Here is a 25,859-nt window from a genome sequence, read left to right as displayed (position 1 = left end):
AATCCTGAGCAACTTTTTGTTGCTCAGGTACTTAAAAAGTTTAATTTATAATAGTGTTGCGGAATTAAGGATTAATATGTTCTTGTTTAATACTGTATAGTTCTCTATATATTGTGAATCTGTTGTTACAGTTTGATGTATATTTTCTTAAGATATAGTGGATAACCGATACCCCCCAAAAACAGAGTGAAAACGAGGGCGTAGACGGCTGAGGCAAGGTAGGCGTCGGTTATTCCTGAATGAATGGCTGCATAGGCTGCCGCTTTCCATCCGGTACTTCCCATCATAATGGCAAGTACTTCGCTCAATACATAGAGGAATAGGGGGTTGACGCCGAAGATGATGAAGAAGCGGCACCATTTTTGTTTATTCCTTATGTCTATATAATACATTAGTGTGGCAAGTGACATGGAAGCCGCTCCGCAGGTCACCAAAACAAAAGTAGGAGACCATATTCTTTTATTTAAAGGCAGCGCATCTGCCAATAAATAGCCGATACTTATCAGAATGAATCCGGTCAAGAACAAACGGAGTACTTTGTTTTCTGTCTGATGGCTTTGTATTATCCATTTTCCATATGAAAAACCGATACAAGTGTGGGCGATAGCAGAGAGAGTGCTTACAAATCCTTCCGGATCAATCGGGCTCTTTTGATAGAGATGCGCTTCGCCGAAAAGTTGCCTGTCAATAATGGATAAAATATTGCTTTCATCGCAGGCATAACCGTTCCCCATGCATAATATGACAGTGTAACTTACTAGTAAGATAAAGGTTAATGCGGGGATGAACTTATGATTCATAAATAGGGCTGTAAAAGAAATAACACAGTAACATAAAGCAATGCGTTGCAGTACCCCGGGAATGCGCAGATGGACAAAAGGCAGGAAGTCACCTTCACATACATGGTCAAACCAACCGATTGCCCATCCGATGCATAGAATAAGAAATGTGCGTTTCAATATCTTGGTTACCACTTGTAGGGAAACGTTGAAATTGAATTTGTTTAATGAAATATATGTTGAAATACCCATGATGAACAGAAAGAAAGGAAAAACCAAGTCACAAAGTGTCAGTCCGTTCCATGCAGAATGTTGCAAAGGTGCATACGACACTTTGCCTCCTGCATTGTTGACCAGAATCATCCCTGCTACAGTGATGCCCCTGAGTGCATCGAGTGACAAAAGCCTCTTTTTAATGGGCGGTGCCTGCTGTGCGGTTTCTGTATTGAGCTCTTCCTTTTTCATCTTACTATCAATTGTTTATCAATGTTATAGCCTCTTTCGCTACTTCTATACAATCACCTTCGGCAGATGCCGCATAGATGTTCTTTGCCAGTGTCCATGGTTCTTCCAGGGCATACCAATCTATGGTCATGGCTGGATTATCGGCAGTGGGGGTTGATGAATTACCTACTGGCAGTACAGGAAGTTTGCCATCCAGTTGGTCTTGCAGTACTTGCCAGTATTTTTCCCAACGTTTGTAATAAAAGTCGCGCAGCAGCCCGTTCCACTCCTTATGGGCATAATCTCGTAATTTGCCGATGTCGGCGCAGTAGCGGTTTCCCCATGTGGTGATTTGTACGCGGGCGTTCCATTCGTAGAGGTCTTTCTCTTCAGATGTGATTCCCAGATTGCGCGCTTGTTGAATCCAGTTTCCGACTTTGAATTCCTTGCGTGTGCCCAGCAGCTTGTCTTGCATCATTAACAGTTCCAGGAACTGTCGGGTGTGTGTGGCATAATTTTTTTTGTCGAAGCTTTTAAAGTCGGCAACAGCGTAATTGTACACTATTCGGGCACGGTCGGCAATGGCTTGTCGGGTGATGTCCACCAGGTCATATTCAAAGTTGTTATTACCGCGATATTTGTCTGCCACGCTCACCATCAACCGTGCGGCTTCTGTTGTGGTAGTGGGATCGTAATAGTTGCACATTTTGCTCCAGCTGGATGCTTGGAAATTATTCAGCGATGGACGCCCACAAAAGATACTTTCGTGAGGACCTTGTTGGTTGTTGCCTGCCGGACAGTTATAGATACCGTTTGCCAGGATCTGCCAAGCTTGCCGGATAGATTCATCGTCTGTGCCATAGCGTGCGCGGATGTATTGTTTGATCCATTCTTCTTTGGTAAACTTTTCTGCACGCCAAGGAAGTTCGCACATCAGTTCGAACATAACGGGATTATTTTCAATGCCTTCCATCGTCAGACCGATGCCTTTTAGCTGAGCGGCCAGTGGATTGTTCTTGGTCAGGTAGAAATTGTGAAGAAGCTGGTCCATCCTTCCATGCAAGCCCACGTTCCCCCCGAAATTCTCCAACAGGCAGAACAACCAGTTGTGTTCTTCGTATCCTTTGTCTCGTTTCCATATAGAGGGAATGCCCCACATGGGACGACATTCGCTAAATAAATCAAGGATAAGCAGATCGCCGGGATTCAGCGCTTTCATCATTTCCGGACGTGGGTTTTCTGTCCATCCTTGTACCACCCACACAGCTTTGGGGTTAGCCTTCTTCATTGCATCCATAATAGCCCTGCCGGCTTTGCCGAAGTCTAGTCCGGCAGGCAAGCTTTTGGCTTCATGAAAAGGATCGATGGAGTAGTAGTCACTTGTTCCATACAGCTTTTCGGTCTCTTCGTAAAAAAGGTTGGCAATCTGGGTAAACTTGGGATCGTCGGGCAGTAAGATTCCCGGTCGGTCGAATCCGTTCCATTTGTTGAGGGTGCTTTGGGCGGATTCCGAGGAAGTGTCGCTTGCTGTTTTCTTTTCTTTTCCACTATCAATACGCTTTCCCAAATCCAGCTTGGAGGGGATCATACCTGAATAACCGGGCAGTACGGGGTGCATTCCCCATTCTTTCATTCGTTGCAATATCTTTTTTTGCAAGGCTTCTTGTTGTTCATACCAACTGTCGGGATTAGGGCCTCCCCATCCTTCCAGATTGTTCATTTCCCACCAGGCAAGGAATGCCGGACCGGCAATAAAATTATTGATTTGCTGTTTGGAAAACCCCAACCGGAGTAATAGGTTACGCCATACACATTCATGTCCTACGGCAGCGAGCGGCAGGTTGATTCCGTGTAGTGCCATCCAGTCCAGTTCCTTTTCCCAACGTTTCCAGTCCCAGAATGCCATGGAGTAAGAGTAGGTGCAGTAATTGAAGTCATAACGCAGGGCTAGGTTTGTTTCGTGGCGTTCCTTACGGAGGACGGGAGGAAGAACATCGGGTAGTGAGGCATGCATACCGTTCCATGACAGATGGATTCCGGCATGATACTTTAAGTACCAGTTGATGCCGGTTGCTATATTAATATAGGTGTTACCTCGTATCACTACCTTGTCGCCTTTCCGGTCTAACTCGAAAAAGTCGTTAGAGCTTTTGTGTAGTTCGACTACGAACTTGTTCGATGCTCCCTTGTCTATCCTTTCCAGCATTCCCTTGATAGGGTTTGCCAGTATACCGGAGGGGAGTAGTATCAGCCAGCTCAATAATAAGAATATGTTTTTCATATACATTTGCATTTCTGTTTTTTACAAATGTAAGGGAAACAAAGCTTTCTATAGGAGAATATGGTGCACAAATGGAGTAAAATAGTAAAGTGAACTATTTTCTTCCAAAATATTCGCTTGGAAGTACTCCAAACAGCTCTTTGAAGCATTTTGTGAAATATTTGGGGTCGTTAAAACCTACAGCATATGCGATTTCTGCAATAGAAATGTTGCATTCGACTTTGGTTAAAGTCTCTTTTGCCACATTTAATCGGTAGTTTCTCATAAATTGGCCAATGGATTGCCCTGTTAAGGATTGTAATTTCTGATTGACTAATGTTTTGCTGTATCCCATATCGCGGATAAAGCGCTCTAAGTTATAATCTGAGTCGGCATAATGTTCTTTCATTAAATTGATTGCCGATGTCATAAATGTGTTGTCTTTGGAACTAGCGTTTATATTCAATGTTTCACAATTCATACTAGTGGAGAACATGGATTTGTATTTCTGGCGTAAGGCAAGTATATTTCGGATACGTAATTTTAGAATAACCTCATCAAATGGTTTGCACAGATATTCATCTACTCCTATTTCGTAGCTGATTCTTTCTTGGGCTTCGGACCGGAGGGCAGTGAGCATGAGAAAGGGGATGTGGGAAGTAGCCAGATTAGCTTTTACCTGGCGGGATAATTCATTCCCGTCCATGACGGGCATCATCAGGTCGCTGACAATCAAATCAATCGTTTCTCTTTGAATCAAGTAAAGAGCTTCTGCACCGTTCTGTGCTTCTTTTAATTGATAATTGTTTTTGAGAATGGAACAAATATAAGTACGCATATCTGCATTATCTTCAACAATGAGGATGGTTTCCTTTTTCTCGTTTCCATTGGCAGGAATGGAAAGTGGGTGTTCATTCTGCTCATATTTTTCTTTTTCTGATTCGGCTTGGGGGATACCTTTTTCCAAAGGTAATAGTATTCTGAAGAAAGCTCCTTGCTTGGGATTGTTTCCTGCATAGATGTTGCCTCCGTGTAGAGAAATGATTTTCTTACATAAGAATAGTCCGATTCCTGTGCTGCTTTGTCCATAAACGGGATATTTGATGCTCTTTTTGGATTGGTAGAAGCGTTCGAAAATACGTTCTATATCTTCGGGTACGATACCATTACCTGTATCTTTTATATCTATGAACAGCCAGGTATGGTTGTCTTTGTCGGTAAGGGAAGCCACATACAAACTTATTTTTCCATAATCGGGAGTGAATTTAACAGCATTGGATATCAGATTAATAATGGCTTTGCGCATATATTCAACATCAAATATCCAAAACGGGGTACAGAGCCGGAAGTAGGTGATGATGTTTATGTTCCGTTCATGGGCAAATACTTCGAAAGGCATTAATATATTTTGTATAAGGCGGATAAAGTTTTCGTTTGTCTTATTTAATACAACTTTGTCTGCATCTAACTTTCTGAAGTCCATTAATTCATTGACTAGTGATAGCAGATAATTGGAATTCCGTTCAGCTATTTGTAGCTGTTTCTTTACTTCCGGCTCATGGCTTTCGTCAAGGGCGCGTTGGATGGGACCGTTGATTAAAGTGACTGGTGTCCGGAATTCATGAGTGATATTGGTGAAGAAAGCAATTTTTTCTTCCGTTACCTCCTCGACGTGTCGTGCCATTATTTCTAGTTGTTTATTTTGTAACTCTAGCTCATGGGTGCGTTGGGCTACTTCTTTTTCCAGTTGTTTTTTCTGTTGACGGTACAGACTTATTTTCCATTGATAAAAATAATAGCTGCCTACGGTGATCAGAATGGCAAGCAATAAATAGAACCACCAGGATTTATAGAAATAAGGAGTGATGGTTACTTTGACTTCCGTTATTTTATCAGACCAATGTCCTTTCTCGTCTGTGGCACGGACTTGGAACACATATTTTCCGGAGGGAATGAAATTGTATCTAGCAGTATGTTCGCCAGGAAGGGTTTCTGTCCATTCATTCTCATAATTTTTCAAGCGGTAGGCATATTTCACTCGGTTACAGTTTCCATAGTTTAAGGTGGAAAACTCGATGGAAAAACCATGATCTTTTTCGTGCAGACGGATGGTATGTAAATTTGTTACCGCGCAGGGAGTTTTTCCGTCTGCTGGAGGATAGACCATGGTACCGGCGACACTGATTGAGGTCAGTTTGACTTTGGCATCCTGCTTTTTTATCTTGGCTATATCGGGGGTGAAAGCGACTAATCCGTTTATAGTACCGAAATATAACAGATTATTTTGGGGAGAATAATAAGATGCGTTCCAATAAAACTGATTATTGGGCAGTCCGTCTTCTTTTGTATAATTGGTGAAAGTCATGGTTTGTGTATCCAGTTGGGCGATGCCGTGGTTGGTGGACATCCACAGATGTCCCGTTTTATCTTCCACAATACCTATAATGGTATTATTGGGTAACCCATCCTTGCGGGTGTAGTTATGAAATGTGAACTGTGTTCCATTTTCTTCCGTTAGTTGATATAGTCCGTTCCCATTTGCTCCCAGCCAGATGGTACCATTATGATCTTCTATGATACAGTTTATTTTTTCTAATTGCAATGAAGTGGGTTCCGTCAGTTTATGTTTTAAATAGGTATAGCTGAATTGTGTGGAGGAAATGGAGAACGAGTATAAATCCATAATGAAAACTCCTTCAGATGTTCCCATCCAAAGACGTTTCTTGCGGTCGATAATGATGGACCCTACCGCATCGAATTCATTGTCGGAACGGTCAAACAAGACCCGGGTGAAACGCTTGGTCTTTTTATGGTAGAAATGAAGCCCTCTGGTAGTACCAAACCATAAACCATTGTTCATGGTGTCTTCACAGGCGCTGCTTAGAAAATCTCCCTCCAATCCTATGGAGTCTTCCCGGATATGGCGTTGGAAAGTTTGGTTATGGGGTATATTTAGATTTAGTTCATTGATTCCGACCCCCCAAGTATATGCCCATAAATGATTTTCGGAATCAATGAGAATGCCACGGATGGAGTTGTTACTAATGGAAGTGGGATTATTCTGGTCAAAAGTATAATGGATGAACTCATCGCTGCCTTTGCTCTTTTTGTTGAGTCCTCCCTCTACTGTTCCTACCCATAGATTTCCGTCTTTGTCTTCGCTGATGGCATTGACCGGATTGGGGGAAAGAGAGGTTTCTCGCAGATAGTTGTATTGCCACACATACGTTTGCAGACAATTGGGAGTCAATAAATTGATTCCTCCTATCTCAGTCCCTACCCAGATATTCTCATTGTCGGTCAGCAGGCAGTTGATGAAATTACAGTTCAACGACTTGTCAGGCATTTCATTGTTTTGGCGGATATAAGTAAAAGTATCGGTATCCCGATTGTATACATTGAGTCCGTTCAGAGTGGAAACGATGACATCTCCTTTGCTAGTCAGTTTAACTCCGGTTATATAGGCTTGACTTAGCATTCCGGGGCGATGATTGGAGTAACGGTACCGGTTCAAACTCTGCTGGGTATGGTTATACTTGAAGAGTCCGCGATTGGTTCCTATCCATAACAATTCCCCGTCAGTTTCCATGCAGAGAATTCTCCAGTCTTCTGAAAAGGGTTTCAGCAGCTCCGATACCATGCTGGTTTTCAGTAAGTGGTTGCTCCCTTTTTCAATACGGCATACATGATTATCTATGCCTGCACAGATGTATTCTTGCAGGTCAATAACAGCGTGGATGGGGGATTCTGTATCTTTTTTCAGTTTATAGTAATCTTTTATTTGCCCGTCTACGCCTAGTTCCAGATACCATAGATTCTTGTCTGTCGATATCCACAAATTATTCTGCTTGTCTCGATAGATGGATGCAATGTAGTTACTTGCTAGAAATTTCAATTCGGCAGGCAGTTCTTTGTCCGTGTCTATCTGTGTATAATGTTTCAAGTCAATGAGGTCTATTCCTTCTTCCGACCCTATCCAGAGTCGTTGAAACTTATCCTCACAGACTTTATGCACGTAGTCGTTTTTCAAGCGAATGGAGTGGGACTGGGAATTATAATGAATAAATTGATAGCCGTTATACCGTCCTATTCCATTATTAGTAGCTACCCAGATATATCCTTGAGTGTCTTTGTAAATATCATTGATAAAGTTATGGGGTAACCCAGTATCTTCTGTAATAAAGCTGAAATTATATCGGTTGAAAAAGTTATGTAAGTTTTCTCCAAATAAATTCAATGCTCCTCCTATAAGTAGAAAAAGTGCTATGATGTGCGTTTTCATATCAGTACTTGTTTCCCAACAAATGTAAATAATAGTAAGATAGTTCCAAAACATTTGAATGGAAATCTTGTTTTTGAGGGTAATATAAGTAAAATGGCGGGTGGAGATTACAATGGAATTACAAAAGAATGTGATGAAGGCTTTTATTATATATAGTAATAAAAAAGGCTCGCTATCTGCGAACCTTTGTGCTCTTCGTCTTGGACTTGAACCAAGGACCCTCTGATTAACAGTCAGATGCTCTAACCGACTGAGCTAACGAAGAAAATTGCATTTGACTTTAAAAGTGCTCTTCGTCTTGGACTTGAACCAAGGACCCTCTGATTAACAGTCAGATGCTCTAACCGACTGAGCTAACGAAGAAGGTTTTTCTCTCAAATGCGGTGCAAAGATAATAGGTTTTTCCGAAATATGCAATATCTTTGCAGAAAAATTTTAGATAAATGGATAAAATAATTGGAATGGGCAATGCATTGGTTGACGTTCTTGTTACTTTGCAAGATGATTCGCTACTAGATGAGATGAGTTTGCCCAAAGGAAGTATGCAACTTATAAATGAAGATAAATTTCTGAAAATCAGTGGTAAATTCTCTGATATGAAAACGCATAAAGCTACAGGGGGAAGTGTGGGAAATACAGTCTTGGCATTAGCTAATCTAGGGGCACATCCGGGATTTATCGGAAAGATAGGAAACGATGATTTTGGGCAATATTTTAAAAAAAATGGTTTGAAGCAGGGAATTGACATGAAATTACTTGCCGGTGATTTACCTACAGGAGTGGCTTCTACTTTCATTTCACCGGATGGAGAACGTACTTTTGGCACTTATTTGGGAGCTGCTGCCACTATGAAAGCCGAAAATCTGACGTTGGATATGTTTAAGGGGTATGCATATCTATATATAGAAGGATACTTGGTACAGGATCATGAATTGATTCTTCGTGCTATGCAATTAGGAAAAGAGGCTGGATTGCAAATCTGCTTGGATATGGCCAGTTATAATATTGTGGAAGGAGATTTGGAATTCTTCGATATTTTGATAACTAAATACGTGGATATTGTTTTTGCTAATGAGGAAGAGGCAAAGGCTTATACAGGCAAGGATGCATGGGGGGCTATCAATGAAATTGCTTCTAAATGCAGTGTTGTAATAGTAAAACTAGGTGCCCAAGGTTCATGTATAAAGAAAGGTACGGAATGCATCAAACTAGAGGTACCTCCGGTAAAAAAAGTCGTGGATACCACTGGCGCGGGAGATTATTATGCAGCAGGTTTTCTGTATGGACTGACTTGTGGTTATTCTTTGGAGAAGTGTTCCATTATAGGTTCTATTTTAGCATCCAATGTGATACAAGTGGTGGGTACAACCTTATCAAAGAAAAAATGGGACGAAATAAAGTTAAATATAGAGGCCCTTCTACAGGCTTGAATAGAATAATGTATTAATTTGCGGTTCACAAATACATAAAGTGATGAAGTGGAATAGTAAGAAAATATTGTTAATGATTTGCGTGGGCCTGACAGGTAGCGCTTTGTTTAGTTTTAATAAAGGTGATGACCGTAATTTCCAGATAGCAAAAAACTTGGATATCTTCAATGCGATATTCAAGGAATTGGATATGTTTTATGTTGATACTATTGATCCTGAGAAAGTGATAAAATATGGTATTGATGCTATGTTGGCGCAGACCGACCCTTACACGGAGTATTATCCTGAAGAAGATAATACACTAAAGGAAATGACTAGCGGAAAGTTTGGCGGTATCGGATCGGTAATACGTTATTATACTCCCCGAAAGCGTGTGGCTATTATTGAACCTTCCGAAGGAAGCCCTGCTGCCGAAATAGGACTGAAAGCCGGTGATATCATCATGGAGATCAATGGAAAAGATATGGCCCAGGGAGACAGAATTCCCAATGATCTGACCTCGTATGTCAGTGATAATTTGCGTGGTGAGCCGGGAACAACTTGTGTGTTGAAAGTTGAGAGACCTACTTCTGATAGTACTTATGTGCCAATGGAATTTAAAATAACCCGTTCTACCATCCGTACGAACCCTGTACCTTATTATGGAATCGTAGGCAATAATGTGGGATATATCGTTATCAGTACTTTTGCTATAGAGAACTGTTCAAAAGATATAAAGAAGGCATTGATAGAATTGAAACAGCAAGGTGCTAAATCTATTGTTCTCGATTTGCGTGGCAATGGTGGCGGTTTGTTGGGGGAAGCAGTGAATGTAGTGAATTTCTTTGTGCCGAAAGGGAAAGAGATTGTGGTAACAAAAGGTAAGATTAAACAAGCTGGTACCACTTATAAAACAATGAATGAACCGGTAGATACAGAGATTCCGCTGGCTGTGCTAGTGGACGGTTCTACAGCTTCGGCATCCGAGATTGTTTCAGGTTCCTTGCAGGACCTTGATCGGGCTATTGTGGTAGGAAGCCGTACGTATGGTAAAGGGTTGGTACAGGTTCCTCGTGAATTGCCTTATAACAGTAGCATGAAAGTAACTACTGCAAAATATTATATTCCCAGCGGACGATGCATTCAAGCTATTGATTATGCTAAACGTAATGCTGACGGGTCTGTGGCCCGTACTCCGGACAGCCTGACCAATGTATTCCATACAGCAGCCGGACGTGAAGTGCGTGATGGTGGCGGTATTCGTCCGGATGTGGAGGTGAAAGTTGAAAATTTCCCAAACATTATGTTTTATCTGCTTAATGATGATATGATTTTTGATTATGCTACCCAATATTGTATCAAGCATTCTCAGGTAGGGGAAGTGAAAGACTTTACAATAACAGATGCTGACTATGTTGATTTTAAGAAGATGTTACATAAGCGTAAGTTTACTTATGATCGGCAAAGTGAGAAGATGCTGAAGAACTTGAAAGAAATAGCAGAGTTTGAAGGATATATGGATGGGGCAAAAGAAGAGTTTGCCGCTTTGGAAACGAAATTGACGCATAATTTGGATCATGAGTTGGACAGGTTCTCGAAAGAGATAAAAGATGCTATTGCTCAGGAGATTTTGAAACGTTACTATTTCCAACGTGGCGCGATACTGCAACGCTTGAAAGATGATCCTGATCTGAAAAAAGCTATTGAGATATTGAATAATCAGTCTGAATATAGTAAGATACTTTCTGTTATGAAATAATCGAATGAGGGGCGGATGTACGAATCTGCCCCTTATTACTGTGTCATGATACTATTGATGATGCTTTATTTGAATCGGGAAGTGTCTATTGGTTTATGCTGTTTTTCTTTATAGCCTCCGAACTTGTAAGTAAAGGATAAAGTTACGTTGCGTGAATAACTGTTGATGTGCATGTCCATATACTGCCCTTTATTGCGCAGTGTTACATCTATATCTCCTTGCATTGAATTGAACAGATCAGTGGCTTTCAGTTGAAGACTCGCCTTTTGGTTGGCAAAATTCCATCGCAACCCGGCATGGATGGCCCATACATTGCTTAAATCATAATTTCCCTGAATGGATGGGCTTAAATAAAGTCCGGTCAGTTCCATGCGTATGTCCGGTTGGGTAGACAGCGTTAGGTTATTCTGTAACATTCCCAATCCAATCCATTTGCTGTGGTTGAAAGAAAGGTCGAAGAATTTATCACATTTCGCCTGCCTGTATTCTGCTTGTAGTGTGGCACGGCTGTCCAGCCAATGGCCTATTTTGAAGGGAATGATGGCAGTGGCTGAAAAACTTTGCTGATAATCCCAGTTCAGGGTCTTGTAAATCAATGTCAGGCGTTCCGTACTCTGATAAGCCAGTTGCTGAAATAAATCGGGCTCATAGTCATAAGCTAGGCTGAAGATATACTTGTTCTTTAAAATATAATTCAGATTTACGGAATAGTCGGTGGATGGCTTTAACATTGGATTGCCTTGTACTTCTTCATAACCACTTATATAGCCGGTACTTTCGCTCAGATCCCAGTAGCTGGGATAGGTTTTATCTGAAGTGAATGCAAGTTGTAAAATATGCGCTGGGGTCATTACGTATGTTAATTCGGCTGTAGGATAAGCCGCCCATGCATGATAACGGGCCGTTTTGTAGTATTCTCCGGTTATGGATGCGCTGAAAGACAAACGTTCTCCCATATTTTTGCTGAATCCGACATAGAAGTCATATGTATATTCGTTATAACGATTGTCTGTGTTAAGTTCGCTCATATCTGTTCCGTTTTGGGTATGATAGAACTGAGTATTATGGTCACTGGCATAAGTCAAAGAGGTGCCATAATTCAAGGTCCACTCTCGTGGTAGTGTGTGTGACTGGTCTACGTATATTTTCCAGCGGTCTATTATTTGTCCGCTAGTCGTATGAAATTCGCTTGTTTGTTTTTTGTTGTCTTTGTTGGTGAATTGCTGATGACTTTCGGAATGGTAGGAGGTATAATTTATTCCAGCTTTCATACCGAAGCCAGAGAGATAATCTAAAGCGAGATTGTGCATTTGAGCCTCCTTTTTTGTCCGATTGTCTGCGGTTGTGATGTTCCCGTCGGAATACGAATGATTATCGTTGTTAGGGTTGAAGATACCGGTATAGGCCAAATTGATATGAGCACTACCATTGAATTTATATTCAGCGCCTGTCCGTACATAATGTGTTATTCCTTTTCTGTCAATGTTATTGTGTTGACAGATATCATATACATTATTTTTTAAGGTGTGGTGTGAGTACGTATCTGTAGTTTGTCTGTTTTGTTCATAATGGGTATTATATAGCAAGTCTATATTCCATTTAGGAGTGGTGTAAAGTAGGCTGATTCCTCCTTGTGTGCCATTTCTGTAATTGTATAGATATCCGGCATTAACTTCTCCTTGCAACCCGCTTTCTTCCGGACGATAAACTTTCAAAAGTAAGTTGATGGCAGCACCTCTTATATGATATTGCGGCGGTGTGCTATACATAACTTCTACCTTTTCTACACGTGAAGCCGGAGTGTTTTTTAATAAAATGGCTAACTGTTCGTGACTCATTGTTGTGGGTCTTCCGTTTAGAATAATGCTCAGATTGTGTGCGCCTGCCAATGAAAGGTTGCCATTTATTTCTTGTACACCGGGTAATTGCTGAAGGATTTCATAAGCATTGTTCACGATTCTATGTGTGGTGAGTTGTGACAGATCGTACGATAATTTTCCTTCTTCCACTTTTACAAGAGGGCGTTCCCCTTTGACGATAACTTCGTCCAGGGCATAATCTTTACTTTTCAGGGTAATCGTGCCTGTGTCTTCTCCTGTAGTTGTCAATAAGAGGGTTTCGTACATGATGTGTTGGAAAATCAGCCGATAAGATGCTGGTTGCCGGTTGAACCTAAAGCAACCGGTGGTATCTGTGATTACGGCGTCCACGAAAGTAGAATCAATGGTTTGTAGGATGACGGTTGCACCGTCAATGGCTTGTGCATGGATGTTTATAACCTTTCCGGTAATGGTTTGTGCAGCGGTTGTTCCTATAATCCAAAATAAAAATAGCGATGTGATGATAAAATTTTGCTTTTTCATATCTATTTGTTTTTAATATTTTCTTTAACTTTGACGAAACAAAAGTAGGGAGACTTTTTTCCTTACCTGGTTAATAGCAGGTTAACTTTATGTTAATATATTAAATTTATATCTATATTTATAACTGTTTTATTTTCAAAGATTTAATGATTTTACAAACATGAAACACAATTAATGCGACATACAATTTGCATACACATAGTGTATTTAGAAGAAAATAGAAACAAATATTTGTAAGGGAACGTTTCACTCTCCGGGTAAAAAATCTCCTGTGTTCGTTTCGTTCGTACGGTATTTTACCCTTCGCCCTTGACAAATACTCTGTTCTTTACTGACAGGTGTTTAGGAAAAAAGAAAAAAATGTTGTTTTTCGGTGGGGTGTCCGTTTTGTCATTTTGTTACCGGAATTTGTTCGCATAATGGAAGAACCGCACCGACCAGTCGGGTACGTAATATCATTTTGTAATAATTAGCGGGCTGTTTTTAGAGTGTGTCATCCCGATATTGGTTTTTTGCTTTTAGATATAGAAATTCAAAGGGGGTGTGTCAAAATTGCCCACCTCTTTTTTTACGCACAAAGAAGGTGCATCGCGCATTACGACACACCTCCTTTCATGTGCTCGCTTACTCTTCCATCTCAACAATATTTTCAAAATATATCTTCCAGTCTGATTCTGAATAAGCCATACCAGTTCCGGCAGGAACATACAGCGTAGCCCCTTTAACCAAATCTGCGCTGAAAGAACCATCAACCACCCCATGCAGTTTAGGAGGGACAACGGCGTAGCATCGCAATTGTCTTATCGGTGCATTATGGAATGCTATATCTTCTATAGAAGCCACCCCACTGCCTAATGTGACATTGGTGAGAAGAGAGCAGCCGGAAAATGCACCTGAGCTTATTGTTGCAATATGATTGGGAATGGTAATGCGGGTTAAAGAACTGCAATCGCTAAAAGCAAACCATTCCAATGAAACAACACTATTGGGAATGGTGACTTTGGTTAGATTGACACATCCTCTGAACAATGCTGAACCAATGACCGACACTCCGTCCGGAATATCTATGGCTCTAAGGCTACTGCAACCGGAAAAGTCGGTAAGTGCCTTGATTCCTTCCGGGAATGTAATACTAGCAAGCTTGGTGCAGTCTGCAAAACTGCCGACTACCGTTGTGCCTTCCGGAACAGTGATATCGGTAATACCGGTTCCACTAAAAATGGAGGTTTCATACAGATAGTCAGGTACTTTGATGTCGGAAAGGCTGGAACAACCGTAAAATGGAGCGTCGACTGTATTTACACTATTAGGAATGGTCACACTGCGAAGGGAGGTGCAATTCTCAAAAGCACCGTACTCCAGTGTGGTCATTGTGCTCGGCAAAGTAACATCCACAAGGGAGCTACAGTCGGCAAAAGTCCATTTCTTAATCAATGTCATTCCTTCGGGAAGAACAATGCTTTTCAAAGCTGAACATCCATTAAAAGCCTCATACTCGATTGATTTCACACTATTGGGAATAACAACACTGACAAGTCCCTTGCACTCGTAAAACGTTCTTTCCTCGATAGAAGTCACCTTATTAGGAATAATGATATTTTTCAGATTGGTACAACCGTAGAATGCATGGGCTCCTATTGAAGAGACGCTATTGGGAATATGGATCTCTATTAGTCCGCTACAGTTTATTAATGCACTTTCTTTGATAAACGTTGACCCGTTAGACAACGTTATTCTTAGATTTTCACAATCAGAGAAAAGAGCATTATCCAAAAGATTTCCGGACATGGCGATGGAAAGGTCTGCATTGTTCCTGAAAGCCTGGCTGCCTATTGAAGTGACGGTTTCGGGTATTGTCATTGTAAGATGGGAACAATACTCGAATGCACGACCCCCTATTGACTGGATATTGTCGGGAATAATCATGTTACGCAATGAAACACAACCACTAAATGTAGCATTGTTTATTGCTGTGATTTTTTTCGGTATATTTATTTCCGAGAGCTTGGTACAACCATTGAATACACCTTCCCCTATGAAAGTTAGACCATCAGGCAGTGTGACATTGGTAAGATTTGTACACTTGCTAAAAGCGTCATCGCCTATTTCAGTTACACTGCTGGGAATGATGATATCGGTCAGTCCCGAGCACTGCCAAAAAGCCGCATGTCCTATCGATGTCACACTTTCAGGAATCGTGACGCTGACAATACCCGGGCGTTTCTGAAATGCATATTCTTCAATAACCGTAGTTCCTTCTGCGATGGTCACGCGAACATCTTTGCAGTTAGAACCTATCGGATTTTCTATTTTAGTCAAAAAACGCCCCGGTATGGTTATATCAAGTCCAGTACAGTCGGAAAAAGTCAGCATACTCATTGATTCCACATTGTCCGGAATAGTAATGGTGAGTCCATTGCAGCCACTGAAAGCGAATCCCTCAATGGTGGTCAGGCTATTGGGCAACTTGACACTTGACAATTTCTCACAGCCATAAAAGGCACTGTGTCCTATTGTTGTTACACCTTCCGGCAAATCAATACGGGAAAGACTGGAACAACCCCAAAAAGCACTGCGCGCTATTGTTGTCACACCTTCTGGTAGGACAATATCAGCAAGACTGGAGCAATACTCGAAAGCCGCCATTCCTATCGTTTTGACACTATTCTCGTAGATAACCACTTTGTTAAGAGAGTGGCACGAGGAAAAAGCACGGTCATCTATTGATGTGACACTTTTAGGCAGTAATATCGTCTGTAAACCGCGGCTGGTAAACATACGTTCGCCAATGGTGTTCTCCGTTGGCAAATACTCCTTTCCTGATGAGTTGGGGAGATAATATTCTCCATCCGCTACGATATTCGCCTCGGTCATATCCAAATAAACCAATTTCCCTTCCGTGTTGGCGTGATTATATGTTCCCGCCATTTCACGGATAAATGCAATGTCCTTTCCTCCTAAGTTTCCGGAAACTTCCAGTTCCTCAACATTCAGTTTTTCTGATTCTGCAATATAGTCAGACAATGTGCCGGCCTTTTCTACATGAACCTTCACCCTCTTTCCTTTGGCGGACTGGCTGACGGTCAAAGTCTCTTCAATCCCGCTGGTGGTATTCTTGAAAACAACTTCTGCTGTTCGCGAAGTTTCACCCGTATTCTCAGCTATCTTCAAATACTTTTTATGCGTTGACAATCCACGGGTGGAAGTCTCGCTTATCCACTCTACATCCGGAAGCTGCATCTCAAAGTCCACGTTTGCGTCAATTTTCACTTCAACCGTACCGCCTTCACTGCCGACCTTCACCTCTTTCTCTGAAATGATGATGGCATCTTTCTGCGCTTGCAGGATGGTCAGTGTGTCAGCTATGCTGCTATCCGACTTGTCACGGTATATGATTTCAGTTTTCCTGCCGTCATAAGAATCATTGGGTGCAACAGTATAATGCAGTGTGTGGCTGGACATGCCGCGTGTCATGGTCTCCTTTATCCAATCTACAGAAGGCATGACGACCTCATAATCACAATTGCTTCTCAGTTCCACCGTAATCTCTTCCCCTGAAGCGCTTACATGACAGTCGTTCTGGCTCAAAAGAATTATGGAACCACCAGCTTGGTAGATATGTACCGTTTCCGTTAAGGAACCGTCTGAAAAGATTATGCTTCCCTCACGTTTTTTACCGTCTTCGTTCATGGCAACAGTGTAACTTTTTGTCGTGGTGGACAATGCCCGGGTACTGTTGCTCTCTTTTATCCAGTCTTTGCATTCCTCACCGATAGTTGCGGTATAGCTGACATTGGATTTCACTTCTACTGTGACAGTTCCTCCCGCTTGGTCCACCTCAAACTTGTCATTGGTAAGCAGGAGGGCATCCTTCTGTTTTTGGGAAACCACAAAGCTTTTGACTTCCGCACCCGCCTTTAAAGTGACTGTCACACTGCGGTCGTCATAGGTTTCGTTTGGGGTTGTGGTGACCTTTATAGTGTGGCTACCTGCATTCCCACTTGTAGGGGCAACGGTGCACCAAGGGACTCCCCTGTTCCGTGTGGAAGCTACGCTTACTACCCATGCAGTGTTTGTCGTAAAGGAGAATGTCTGTTCGCCTGCTCCTTCTGTAAAATTCATATTTCCCTGCTCAAAATCGATAATGTTCTCAGATTGTTTCGGGGCGTTGTCATTCTCTTTGCTGCAAGCTGTAAAGAATATGCATAACGGCAACAGTATGAATAAAATAGATATTTTTTTCAGTTTCATACTTTTTGAATTTAATATTTCATTGTGATATTCCAATAACTTTCAGGTTCCTGAAGAGTTTTATTTGTTAAATTACGAAACTTATCGCTCGATGTGAATATAGATGAATCCCTATTAGATTTTGCGATACTCTGTGAGTTCATAATCTTCATAAAAGATTCCGTCTTCTGTGTATTTATCTGTTGTTTCGATTATTAATTGAGAGTCTGTTAATGTTTTTACTTTTATCAATTCTGATTCGTTATTGTCGGTTATTGTAATTATTCCATTACTATAACTCCATTTACCTTCATCGAACCAATCCCATTTGTCTGTATGGTATTCAGCACTCTTACATGTCCCATCTTCTTTGAAAACCAATTTAAAACCAACCAAATCATTACCTTCATCTTTGCCTTCATCTACGATCTCTCCGTTTTCCTTATACTGATAAGTGCAAGATATTCTTTCCCAAGTACCTATTAAGGCGGATGAAGATTCGGGGGCTTTTTCGTCATCATCGGAACATGCACTAAAACCGAAAGTCATAATAGACATTAATCCCAACAAAAATAAAAAATAAGTTTTTTTCATAATACAACTAATTTTTAAGTACACCTTTCAGCTCCTCAAGGTTTTCTATTAAACACGAAGCGTGGAACTGCATGCCACGTCTTTGAGTGAAGGTCCTGAGAAAACCTTTGATGACAGATATGGTTATAGCAGCCCACGCTATATGCGTGAGAACCACTATGCCGTTCTTGTCATCTTTGAAAATTTCTCAGGTTTTCACTCGCAAGAGTTCAGCATAACGCTTCTTCAAATTCTAAAATGTCTTGAAGGGAGTTTCCTCTCTTCAAATGCAAAAATATGAAAAATGTAGGAAGCGCAATAATATTTCCTGCATTTTTTATGTTGGCACATAAGTATTTATAGTCATTACAGTTTGAATCCCTTGTTTTTCCGTTGCGGTTGCTGTATCGTTGGCCGTATCCGTCGGAGCAGCCTCTCGAACTGCTCCCTGAACCAGTCGAGGATGTTCTTTCCGTTGATGCGCAGGACAAAGCGTTTCCCTTTCTCTCCCTGCTCTATCCCCATCTGTGCGGTGACGTCCGTCACGGAGAGGCTTTTCTTGTGCTCTTCGGAGTAGAGGTTTCCGCTGTATTCCAACGGCTGGAAGGTGAAAAGCCGGTCCGTCTGCTCGGGCGTGAAGCCTGCCGAACGGCAGTACCCCTCCATGCGCATCGCGTCGGCGAAAAGCGGGAACCATCCGCACGCACGATCCGTCCATTTTTGCAGATATGCCGTCCGCTCCCTTTCCCTTTCCAGTTTTTGGATGTAGTCGGTCTGCACCGTGGCAAGTTCCCTGCCGTACTGTCCCCGCTGCCGTTGCAGACTGGCCTGCAAGTCCTCTATGCTCTCCTCGCGGGCGGCTATCTCGTTCTGAAGGCTGCGGTTGTCCGCCTCCAGCTCCTTGATTTTTCCACTGCCCAAAAGAGAACCCACCTTTGCTATGATGGCGGTCTTTGCCTCCACCTTGACCGCCTCCAGCTTTTGCGTGTTGATTTCCTTTCTGGCCGTTTCCAGCCGTTTTTCCGCCTCTTCCTGCTCGGCTTGGAGTTGTCGCACGTTCGCTTCCAGTTCACCCGTCTGCCGCCTCAAATCGCGGTAATACTGGGCGGTGGAGACATGCCGGGCTTCCGAACCTCTTACCCCGCGTTGCAGGTCGTATTTCACCATGACCTTGGCATAGTCGTCGTGGTAGGCAAGCAGTCTGGTGCGGTTCAGCACGTCGTCGGCACACAATCTGGCGGTATTCGCCTTCTTGCGGTAGGTTCGTCCTCCCTCCTTCGGTTTCTTCTGTCCCGCCTTCCTGCGCTCTCCCGTCACTATCGGTACAAGTGTGGCGTGTATGTGCGGCGTGTGCTCGTCCATGTGCAGCACCGCCGAGACCACGTTCTCCCGCCCGAAGGTCCTGTACAGCCAGTCCATGCTGTCCCGGCACCAGTCGTCCAGTTTTCCGGCTTTCTCTATTTCCATCATGTCCTCATGTGTTCCTGAGAGCATGACACGGATGGCGCGTACCTGGTCGTGGGTGATTTTCCTCCTGATGCCCGCACTGCTGATGCGGGCGGCAATCGCATCGTCACGCTCCCTGATGCCTTCGGGCATCCGGACGAGCTCGCGGTTCAGGTGCGTGCGCATGGGGTCGACGTTCGGCGCTATCACCCTGCGCTCGATATGGTCGGACATCCGGCTGTCGGATGCCCCCTTCGCTTTTCTGAAATCGAGTGAGAAATATCCCATTGTAAAGTCTTTTTAGGTTTGACAATTCCGCCTGCCGTGCGGATATGCCTCACGGCGAACGGGGTGTGCAGAGGGGCCGGCCCCTCGCCTCAATAGGGCGTTTTTAGCTGCGCTTGCGCTGCGTGAAGAAAACGCCCTATTGAGCTATGGCTTTTCACTGTGCAAAAAGCCTGCGGGATGCGTGGGTTACATTCCGATGCCCTTCCCCTTTTTCTTGCCCGGCTGCTGCACCCACTGTACTTGCTTTGCCTGCTGTACCGGGTTCACCTGCTGTGACAACTTTTTTCCGTTCAGGTAGTCGTTCAGGTCCTTGTACCCGCTGTACACAGGTGATGCGTCGCGGACACGCGAACCGTACTCTCTTTGGATTTCGCGCAGGGCTTCCAACCCGGCGCGGTCGTTGTCAAGGAAGCAGTGTATCCGCTCATAATCCCCCAGCGGCCGCAGGGCTTTGGAAAGGTTGGAAACCGAGTTCAGCACGATATAGTCCTGTCCGTTAAGGGCGGGGCGGTCGGGATGCCTCTCCTGCCGCAGCGTGAGGAAGGAGAGGTAGTCCATGAAACCTTCGAAGAGGCAGCAGGTTTCCCCCGGTTCCGTTTGCCGTATGTGGGTGATGTCTTTCGGGGCTATGCATCCCTTGAAGAACTTGTTGCGTATCTCGTAGCCTCCCGAACGGTTGGGAAAACCGACGGCAAAGTAGGGTTTGCCGTCGGTCAGATAGTGCACCTCCCTGCATTCTCTTTTTGCCAGTTCCGTATTTATCCCCCTTTCCCGCAGATAGGAGAATAAGGCGGGGGAAGAAAGCGGCATTACTTCCAACTGCCGGAAGCTTGGTTGTGATAATGTCTGCCCGCCAAAAGAGAAGGAGACGGGGCGCACGTGCGGTGCCTGCCTTGCTATCATTTCCAGAAGGTAGGGCACATGGTCGGATGCGTAGAGTTCCGCCGCCAGTGCGATGATGTTGCCGCCTTTCCCGGTGGCAAAGTCGTACCAGAGATTACGTTCGGTGTTCACCTTGAACGAGGCCTCGGTTTCCTCCCTCAGCGGTGACTTGTACCATAGGTTGTCGCCCTGCCGTCTTACGGGTGAGTACCCCAGACTGTGCAGGTATTCGGCTATGCTGATTTGTTTCGCTGTCTGAATGTCCATACGTGTAAGTGTTTGAATGAATGACTGTTTTTGTTTTTTCGCCCGCACCTTCTTATATAAGGTACGGCATATACATGGCTTCACTTAAATGCTCGTATATATAGGATACGGGTATTAAGTGAAGCGGTTGCGTGATGTCCGCGTACCGCTTCGCTTTTCCCTTATATATAGGCACCGTGAATAAAGTGAAGCGTTTTTCCGCAGCCGGGTTAATAATGGAAATCGGGCATGAAGGTGTATTTCCTGCCGTTCTCCTGCACTATCATCCGCTTGCTCCGTAGCGTGGTGATGAGTGATACCGCCTTGTGGTGGTTCAGCTTCACGCCGACGGCGGCATAGGCATTTATCAGCGCGTCCTCCAGTTCCTTGTAGCCGTATTCGCTTTTCAGTGCGAATGCCGCCTCCAGAGCGATGCGGTGCTGTTGCTCCGTGATGTGCCTGTACGCGTCAAACGGCTCCTGCTGCGGTCTTCCGGCCTTCCTCTCCTGCGGGGCATAGTTCTCCACCAGTTCGGGAAGTGCCCTGTCATTGATGCGGAAGGCGAACGGCTCGAAGTCCATCGCCCGGATGTGCATGGCCGACACCCGGCTGATGTCGCTGTTGTTCTTGTCCTTCTCCACCAGCAGCACCGTCTCGGCCTTGTTGTTCAGCTCCGTGCCGATATGCCCTCTTGCGTTCTCGTCGCCCTTGTTCTGGTGCAGTATCGTGTGGATGTGTATCTGGCGGTCGTCCGTCCACTGCATCAGCTTGGAGATGATGCGTGTGGATTCGCCGGGGCTGTTGATGTCGTACACCATGTCGCGGATGCCGTCTATCACGACAAGCCCCAGTTCCGGGGTGTTGTAGATGGCCTGCTCCACAGCTGCGATGCGTTCTTTCGGGGTGTACTTGCGAAGGGCGAGAAATTCGAGGTGCTCGCTGTCCCGGTCGGTCGGCAGTCCCGCCATGCGCAGGATGCGTTCCATCACCTTGAGACAATGATAGGGGCTTTGTTCGGTATCGACATAGAGGATTTTCCGCTTGTCCTTGGGCAGTTCCGCCGAGTACAGCAGTACCGTGCCGTTCTTCAACGCCGCCGCGACGATGGCGGAGACGTTGAACGTCTTCTTGCTTTTCGCCTTGCCGATGGACGCGCTGAAATTGCCCAGTGTGCCGACGACAGTGCCGTTCGCCTTCAGTATCTCGGGGGCCTTCTCACATTTCATGCCGATGCTCAGCCGTGAGGCCTGCCAGATGATGATGGCGTTCTCACGGGTCACTTCTTCTATACGCTCGTTACTTTCCATGGCTGCGGAGTTTTCGATTTGCGCTTCTGGCGATGGCGAGTGCCGCTTCGCCCTTGTCGTTCACACGTCTTGCGAGGCTTTCAGCCCATGACAGCAGCTCCCTGCGGGAGAACAGCAGCTTGTTCCCGTACTTGCGGAACGGCACATCCCCCTTGGCGGTCAGCTTGTAGAGGCGGGCCTTTGAAATCAGGAACCCGTGCTGTTCGAGCACCCCCACAGCCGCATCCGGCGTGAGGTTGTCGGGTTCGTTTTTCGGCAGGGTCAGCCCCGCCAGTGTCTGCGAGACGCTCTCGCTCACGATTGCCCGGAGTTCCTCGGGCGTGGTAAGAATAATCTGGTTCATGTCCTTCCTTTCTTTTTGGGTGTTTTACTATGGCTGTCGTCACAGCCGTTCCAACCGGTTGTGGCGCAAAGGAAGAATAAAGGAAAGCGAATATCAAACCGCAAATAACTTAACACGGATATGACTTTTATGGACGTTTCATGACTTTGGGTGACACTGCGTGGGGCGGGTAAAAAGAGAAACGGTGCAATAGGCGGACATAATCCTCCAATGGCACCGTTTTGCACACATATGTCAAGTGATTCGGAATGTACTATTATTTCACACCCTTTAACTTTCCGAGTTGGGAAATGACTTCTTCTATTACGAAATATTTCTCTCCCGGTATCCCGATGTCGGAGCGCGATATGAAGCCCAGCTCCTCCCACCGGGCTATGGTCTGGCGGCTCACGCCCGCCATTTTTGCCAGTACGCTCTGGCCTATCATCTCCCTGCCGAGGATGGCGGGATACCTGTACTTGCGGGTGGCGTGGCTGAACCTTATGCGTTCGATGACCGCCTCCACATTGTTTATGGTGGGCCGTACCCGCTCCTGCACGCGTATCACGGCCTCCGTTATCTCATATCCGGCAAGCCCGGGATGTCCGGAAAGCTCCTCCCATATGGCACCGAAACATTTGAGGTGCCGTATCTTTATCTCTCTGGTCTTCTTTCTTGGCATGGTCAGTCGAATTTGGTAAGTAACTGCGCGTTCTTCATCCGTTCGTCCCGCTCGAAACTGGCAAGGTAGTTCTCCGTTATGGCAAGGTTGGAGTGCCCCAGACTTTCGGATATGTAGGAGATGTTCGTCCCGCTGCGCTTGAGCACGGTGGCGAACGAGTGCCGGGCCGAATACGTGGTCACGGGGGGCAGCCCCACCGCCTCGGCTATCCTGCCCAATACCTTGTTGCATTTCTGTATGACCGTATCGACAAGGTGCTTGGTGGCGAAGCCGTCTTCCTTCCCCGTGGCGAACTTGAAGATGAGCGTGCCGGGGTTTCCGTCATCGGGGTTGCCCCAGCGGTCCATGATTTTCCGCATCTCGGGAGTGAGCACCGCACGTATGGTACGCACTTGCTTGGAAGTGTTCATCGTCTTTGCCCTGACAAAACAGATTTCACCGCCCACGATGTTCCCGTAAGTAAGATAGAGCATGTCCCGGAAGTTGATGCCGTTGCAGAGGTAGGAGAAGAACCACATGTCCCGGTAAAGCTCGGTTTCCTCCCTCCCGTCGGTATAGGTGACGAGCCTCTTTATCTGTTCCAGCGTGAGTGCCAGCTTCCTGCCCTCGGCTGAGGGTATCTCGAACCTGTTCCTGCCGAACGGGAAGTGCGCCTCCTTTATTATGCCGTCCGCCTTTGCCCGGTTCATTATCGCCTTGAGCATCTTGAAATAGACGCTGAGCGTGGACTTGCTTTTCTTTTGGCCCGTCCAGAATCTTCCGCAGCGGTTCAGCCAGTCCACCGTGACGGCAGAAAACGGAATGTCTTTCCCTGCAAACTCCTCCACCGCCGTCAGCAGTGCATGATAGCTGCGGTACGTACCCGCCTGCCCGTTATGTTTCAACTCTTCCGTCTTCGCCTTTATCGCGGCGTTCACTGTCGCGGTGGAGCATCTGCCCAGCCGGACACTCAAAAGGTCAAACGCGAAATCTCCACGTTCGGCGAGTGCCTCCACCTGCCCCTTGATGATTGAGAAGCTGTTCTCTATGTTCGAGCGTGCCTCCGTGAGCCTGCGGCTCTTGCTTTCCGCAAGGTTCGCCCAATCCTCCTTTGACAGCTCCTGCCCCGTGGAATAGTATTTCTGCCTGCGGTTGTGTATGACTTGTATCTTCACGGGGAACAAGCCGCTTTTCTTCGCCCTGCGTGCGTCCAGTACCGACAGCACCGAAATTCCGTCCTTTGAATACTTGTACATAATCTGCCGTTTTTGATGGTTCTTTACTTGGTCTGTATGCAAATATATGTGCATACGATTTGCATACAAAAATAGAGATTATCGGAAAACGATGCAAATTATTTGGAGAGAAAATTTGCTAAAATACGCTATAATACAGTGATTTGCGTATGTAGGTAAAATGGTGGAAAATAAATAAAAATGGGCTTATTTTAACATTACGTTAACAAAGTATGGATAGGATATAAGTGTATGACAATCAAACATATTCGTTGGGTGGCTTGTATTGGACTGTTGGCAATCATCAGTTTGCAGTACGTTTGGCTTGTAAATACTTATAAGCTAACTAAGGAAAGTATACAGTTCAGAAGCAATGAAGTATTTAGAGATGCAACGATGCGTGAGGTGTTTTATCGCATGGAAGTATATCAAGATTCTTTGCAAAAGAAGTATAAGGACAGAGATACTTCCATTATGGTTAGAATAAGCTTGGATGAAGATTATGATCTTTTTAAGGATGACAGGGTTGATGAAAATGTGAACCAATGGTTGATGTCCAATATGCAGGTTTCCATGCAAGAGATTGTCAAGAGGGATTATAAATTGTCTGTTTCTTTGTCAAGTTTAGATTCTATTTATCGGACAGGTCTTGCTGCCGAAGGATTGGATGCAGAGGTAATAACCTGTGTGACAGATTCGCTGGGGAATATTCTTAGAAGCTCCCGTTCCATACAGGTGGGGGATTATGGTTTGTTGAAAACCGGATTACAACCTATCAATTATAAACGCACGGAGAATCTTCAGGCTTTTATTGTTAATCCTTATTGGATTATTTTCCAACAGATGACCTTGCTTCTCATTGCTACTGTCTTGATGATGGCAATGATTGTCTATTGTCTTGTTTATCAGATTCGTATTATTGCCCATCAGAATAAAATAGCTAGAATGCGTGAGGATTTCTCATACGCCATGATTCATGAGATGAAGACTCCTCTTGCCTGTATCTTGATGGGGACCCGAATGTTGAAATCAGGAAAGTTGGATATTTATCCGGATAAACGTGAGAAGCATTTTCAGATATTGGAGGACGAGAGTGAACATTTATTGTCACTGACCAACAAGGTGCTGACGCTGTCAAAATTGGAAAATGCTCAATTGAGGCTTTGGAAAGAGGAGGTACAACTCCGTCCGATGTTAGAGGACCTCATTGAGAAATATACTGCTAAGGCAGATAAACCTGTACATTTCTCTCTTCGTTTGGAATCAGAATGGGTATATGCTGATGAAGAATTCTTGAACCTTAATTCCGCAACACTATTATAAATTAAACTTTTTAAGTACCTGAGCAACAAAAAGTTGCTCAGGATTTTGCC

General features: G+C 44.4%; 14 protein-coding genes, 2 tRNA genes and 1 pseudogene. 3 read left to right on the top strand and 14 right to left on the bottom strand.

Going from position 1 to position 25,859, the window contains the following annotated elements:
- Positions 1-125 precede the first annotated feature (125 nt).
- The 5 genes from AB5935_RS18885 to AB5935_RS18865 all read right to left on the bottom strand — a co-directional run bounded on the left by AB5935_RS18885 (position 126) and on the right by AB5935_RS18865 (position 8,128).
- Entirely contained in the window at positions 126-1,244 is a 1,119-nt protein-coding gene (locus AB5935_RS18885) for an acyltransferase family protein (RefSeq protein WP_051926317.1), read from the bottom strand.
- A 7-nt stretch (positions 1,245-1,251) separates the two neighbouring features.
- Complete coding sequence (locus AB5935_RS18880) at positions 1,252-3,516, bottom strand: alpha-N-acetylglucosaminidase (protein WP_007855404.1); 2,265 nt, start codon at positions 3,514-3,516, stop codon at positions 1,252-1,254.
- 82 nt (positions 3,517-3,598) lie between these two features.
- The gene (locus tag AB5935_RS18875) at positions 3,599-7,819 is read right to left on the bottom strand and encodes a hybrid sensor histidine kinase/response regulator transcription factor (RefSeq protein WP_120053564.1); all 4,221 of its coding nucleotides are present in this window, start codon (positions 7,817-7,819) and stop codon (positions 3,599-3,601) included.
- A 137-nt stretch (positions 7,820-7,956) separates the two neighbouring features.
- Positions 7,957-8,030, bottom strand: a tRNA-Asn gene (locus AB5935_RS18870).
- A gap of 24 nt (positions 8,031-8,054) precedes the next feature.
- A tRNA-Asn gene (locus tag AB5935_RS18865) sits at positions 8,055-8,128 on the bottom strand.
- Positions 8,129-8,208: 80 nt separating this feature from the next.
- On the opposite strand from AB5935_RS18865, the gene AB5935_RS18860 reads away from it, so the two are divergent.
- Positions 8,209-9,195, top strand: coding sequence for an adenosine kinase (locus tag AB5935_RS18860; protein ID WP_038611845.1), 987 nt, complete (start codon positions 8,209-8,211; stop codon positions 9,193-9,195).
- Between the two features lie 43 nt (positions 9,196-9,238).
- A complete protein-coding gene (locus AB5935_RS18855; protein WP_038611842.1) occupies positions 9,239-10,933 on the top strand; it encodes a S41 family peptidase in 1,695 nt (564 codons plus the stop codon).
- A 65-nt stretch (positions 10,934-10,998) separates the two neighbouring features.
- Here AB5935_RS18855 and AB5935_RS18850 read toward each other — a convergent pair whose 3' ends face one another.
- The 9 genes from AB5935_RS18850 to AB5935_RS18810 all read right to left on the bottom strand — a co-directional run bounded on the left by AB5935_RS18850 (position 10,999) and on the right by AB5935_RS18810 (position 24,507).
- Positions 10,999-13,296: an outer membrane beta-barrel family protein gene (locus AB5935_RS18850; protein ID WP_007838994.1), complete on the bottom strand. Its 2,298-nt coding sequence runs from the start codon at positions 13,294-13,296 to the stop codon at positions 10,999-11,001.
- 624 nt (positions 13,297-13,920) lie between these two features.
- Positions 13,921-17,547 carry a leucine-rich repeat protein gene (locus tag AB5935_RS18845; protein ID WP_195306191.1) on the bottom strand — a complete coding sequence of 1,209 codons (3,627 nt, stop codon included), beginning with the start codon at positions 17,545-17,547 and terminating at the stop codon, positions 13,921-13,923.
- A gap of 114 nt (positions 17,548-17,661) precedes the next feature.
- A complete protein-coding gene (locus AB5935_RS18840; RefSeq protein ID WP_130053782.1) occupies positions 17,662-18,120 on the bottom strand; it encodes a hypothetical protein in 459 nt (152 codons plus the stop codon).
- Positions 18,121-18,465: 345 nt separating this feature from the next.
- Positions 18,466-19,833, bottom strand: a complete 1,368-nt coding sequence (gene mobV / locus AB5935_RS18835; RefSeq protein WP_368327518.1) for a MobV family relaxase — start codon at positions 19,831-19,833, stop codon at positions 18,466-18,468.
- A 186-nt stretch (positions 19,834-20,019) separates the two neighbouring features.
- Positions 20,020-20,982 (bottom strand): toprim domain-containing protein, encoded by a 963-nt coding sequence (locus tag AB5935_RS18830; protein ID WP_130053784.1) that lies wholly within the window; start codon positions 20,980-20,982, stop codon positions 20,020-20,022.
- 209 nt (positions 20,983-21,191) lie between these two features.
- A complete protein-coding gene (locus tag AB5935_RS18825) occupies positions 21,192-22,268 on the bottom strand; it encodes an AAA family ATPase (RefSeq protein ID WP_130053785.1) in 1,077 nt (358 codons plus the stop codon).
- Positions 22,258-22,611 carry a helix-turn-helix domain-containing protein gene (locus AB5935_RS18820; protein WP_057281874.1) on the bottom strand — a complete coding sequence of 118 codons (354 nt, stop codon included), beginning with the start codon at positions 22,609-22,611 and terminating at the stop codon, positions 22,258-22,260. The genes AB5935_RS18825 and AB5935_RS18820 overlap by 11 nt, the downstream gene beginning before the upstream one ends.
- A gap of 256 nt (positions 22,612-22,867) precedes the next feature.
- The gene (locus tag AB5935_RS18815; RefSeq protein ID WP_057281875.1) at positions 22,868-23,272 is read right to left on the bottom strand and encodes a hypothetical protein; all 405 of its coding nucleotides are present in this window, start codon (positions 23,270-23,272) and stop codon (positions 22,868-22,870) included.
- A 2-nt stretch (positions 23,273-23,274) separates the two neighbouring features.
- Positions 23,275-24,507: a site-specific integrase gene (locus tag AB5935_RS18810; protein ID WP_130053786.1), complete on the bottom strand. Its 1,233-nt coding sequence runs from the start codon at positions 24,505-24,507 to the stop codon at positions 23,275-23,277.
- A gap of 231 nt (positions 24,508-24,738) precedes the next feature.
- Here AB5935_RS18810 and AB5935_RS18805 point away from each other — a divergent pair.
- A pseudogene (locus tag AB5935_RS18805) lies at positions 24,739-25,782 on the top strand (sensor histidine kinase); the annotation flags it as partial.
- Positions 25,783-25,859: the final 77 nt, after the last annotated feature.

This window comes from Phocaeicola sp. RTP21198st1_B8_RTP21198_201120 (assembly GCF_040929485.1).
GTDB lineage: Bacteria > Bacteroidota > Bacteroidia > Bacteroidales > Bacteroidaceae > Phocaeicola > Phocaeicola dorei.
Note: the sequence above shows the minus strand (reverse complement) of the source record. Positions and strands in the feature narration are given on the sequence as shown.